Source organism: Aporhodopirellula aestuarii (genome assembly GCF_023701485.1).
Classification (GTDB): domain Bacteria; phylum Planctomycetota; class Planctomycetia; order Pirellulales; family Pirellulaceae; genus Rhodopirellula; species Rhodopirellula aestuarii.
This window is the reverse complement of the sequence record NZ_JAMQBK010000069.1, coordinates 1-2334: the sequence shown is the minus strand read 5'-3', so window position 1 is coordinate 2334 and position 2334 is coordinate 1. Positions and strand designations below refer to the sequence as shown.

Genomic DNA, 2334 nt, shown 5'->3' with positions numbered 1-2334 from the left:
TCCTTCGCCACTCGATACGTGGCCAGTGCGACTTCGTGACTGGCGCCGGTATCGTCCCTGCGGCGTACACGAGGCCGAACGACCTCTTCCCGTTCGCCCTCGTAAAGCATGCGTCCGGGACTGGTTCCGGCTCGATAGTGATCGCCTTCATGCGGTGCGTGCTTGGGACCACAGAGCTGCGTGACTTCAGCAGCCATGACTTCACTGATCATCTCGCGGACGTAGCCACGGATGAAGTCTCGAAAGACTTCCCCGGTTTCTGACGCTGAAACTTGTCCAAGAGATTGCAAAAGACTAACTTCATTCATGATGGTCTCCCCGTCGGTTGCCGCCGACGAAAATTGGAAAATTGCGAAGGGCAGATTCTGCCCTCCGGGAGACCATCTTTCAACTTTCAACAATTTTTGGGACGCTTCCCGGCGTGCACGAGGCCGAACGGCCTCGTCTCGCTCACCATCGTAAAGAATGCGGCCGGGACTGGTTCCGGCTCGAAGTGATCACCTTCATGTGGTGTGTGCTCTGGGCCACAGAGCTGTGTGACTTCAGGGGCCATCACTTCGCTGATCATTTCGCGAACGTGGCCGCGGATGAAGTCTCGAAAGACTACCCCGGGTTCTGATGCTGACACTTGCCTAAGAGATTGCAAAAGACTAACTTCATTCATGCTGATCTCCCCGTCGGTTACCGCCGACAAAAATTTGAAAATTGCGAAGGGCAGATTCTGCCCTCCGGGAGACCGTCTTTCAGCGATTATTGGGGCGCTTCCAGCTGAAGGGTGAGAGTGATGATCATCTGACCCACTCACGTTATGTGTGTCTCAAGAGCCAAGAGAACTTGGCTGAGAGTCAGTGTGATCTCTTCGAAAAAGCTACAATCAGCAACGGGCGAAGCGTGGCCGTGCAAGGAGATGCTACGAATTTTTTGGCATCACGACGACAGTGCGTCGGCGATGGCTTACTTTCAAAGACTGGTGCAAGCGAGTTGTTCACACGGATCTGACGCCGATGAAGACCGTTGCACGTTCGATCAAAGAGCGTCTGGCAAGCGTTGTCAGTTCTGCACGCACCGAATCACCAATGCTATTGCTGAAGGTGTGAATGGCAAAATCATGTCGACCAAGCGTCGTGTAGGCGGCTTCCACAGCATCAAAAACTTCAAAACCGCGATCTTCTTTTACTGTGGTGGACTCGAGCTCTACCCACGATAATTACGGATGGGCCATTAAAGAGCGAGGTCAAGGAGTTTTGCGAAGACAGTTTTTGAAATTAATTGGTGAGCGATTAGACTTGACTGTTGAGTTCGTCTATCCTCTTGTCGTCCTGGGCAACGATGGCAGTGCCTGATGCAATGGCCGCACCATTGCATTCTGCCTAGTCAAGTGCTCGGTATGCCCCCCCCCCCTCATTTACTGATTGTTGAATGGCCAACGAAAGTCCCTGTATTGATATGAGTGCAAAATATCGCACTGTAGGAATAACAAAAGCGGTGCTTCAGTCATTCGTGCGTCCTGCTTACGGTGGTTTGCGGCGATGGATTAAGTCCAAAATTTCCGATGCTTCCTCCAAAGAGCCTACCTACAAACAGCAGGAAATTATTGACGTAAGGATTTCAGGCATACCGTATCCTATAAAATTGCGGACTGAGTCATCCGATGGCCGGTCCATGACTCAATGCTTAATCGAACGGCAGTACAACATTGATCCAGGTTTTGAACCAAGCAGTATTCTTGATTTGGGTGGTAATATAGGATGCTCAGCAATTTACTTTGCGAACCGATGGCCAAACGCAAAAATTGTCGTCGTTGAGCCTTTTGCAGAAACATTCGCAATTCTCAAAGAAAATGTCAGCGGCTACCCAAATGTTGTAGCGGTGCAAGCTGCCGCTCATTACCAGAACGAAACCGTTTCATTGGATGTGCCATCCAATGAGTTTTGGTCCACGCGGGTGCTAAAAAAAACATCTAGTAGTGACAACGCCGGGAATGTCGCTCGCGGTGTAACCGTCAGCGATCTATTGGATGAGCATGGCATTGACAAGGTTGACATTTTGAAGATGGACATCGAAGGAAGCGAAGCGGACTTGTTTGCCAACCGCCCTCATTCCTGGCTGCGACGCACTCGTCTGCTAATGATCGAACTACACGATGGCACTCGCATGGGCTGCACATGGTATCTCGAACGCGCGTTAAGAAGTTACAAAACACGAAAAGGGCAAATTGGTGAGAATCTGTTGGTTTGGTTTGACGAAAATTAAGTTCTGCCAATAACGAGCGTCTTAGAACTTGACCCAGATGGGATTGAGCACTAGTTGTTCGGGGGATGTCCCATTTGTTGT

General features: G+C 50.4%; 2 protein-coding genes and 2 pseudogenes. 2 read left to right on the top strand and 2 right to left on the bottom strand.

The genetic code is table 11. The annotated features are described in order from the left end of the window. Together NB063_RS24890 and NB063_RS24885 are read right to left on the bottom strand one after the other, a co-directional pair. Positions 1 to 401: pseudogene (locus NB063_RS24890) on the bottom strand (IS256 family transposase); the annotation flags it as partial. A 9-nt stretch (positions 402 to 410) separates the two neighbouring features. Continuing rightward, a pseudogene (locus NB063_RS24885) lies at positions 411 to 754 on the bottom strand (IS256 family transposase); the annotation flags it as partial. Positions 755 to 907: 153 nt separating this feature from the next. On the opposite strand from NB063_RS24885, the gene NB063_RS24880 reads away from it, so the two are divergent. Both NB063_RS24880 and NB063_RS24875 read left to right on the top strand, forming a co-directional pair. Further along, positions 908 to 1207 carry a transposase gene (locus NB063_RS24880; RefSeq protein WP_250931742.1) on the top strand — a complete coding sequence of 100 codons (300 nt, stop codon included), beginning with the start codon at positions 908 to 910 and terminating at the stop codon, positions 1205 to 1207. 212 nt (positions 1208 to 1419) lie between these two features. After that, entirely contained in the window at positions 1420 to 2253 is an 834-nt protein-coding gene (locus tag NB063_RS24875; protein ID WP_250931741.1) for an FkbM family methyltransferase, read from the top strand. Positions 2254 to 2334: the final 81 nt, after the last annotated feature.

Coding starts and splice junctions, on each gene's coding strand:
- NB063_RS24880 (WP_250931742.1), top strand. CDS start 908: ATGCTACGAATTTTTTGGCATCACGACGACAGTGCGTCGGCGATGGCT.
- NB063_RS24875 (WP_250931741.1), top strand. CDS start 1,420: ATGGCCAACGAAAGTCCCTGTATTGATATGAGTGCAAAATATCGCACT.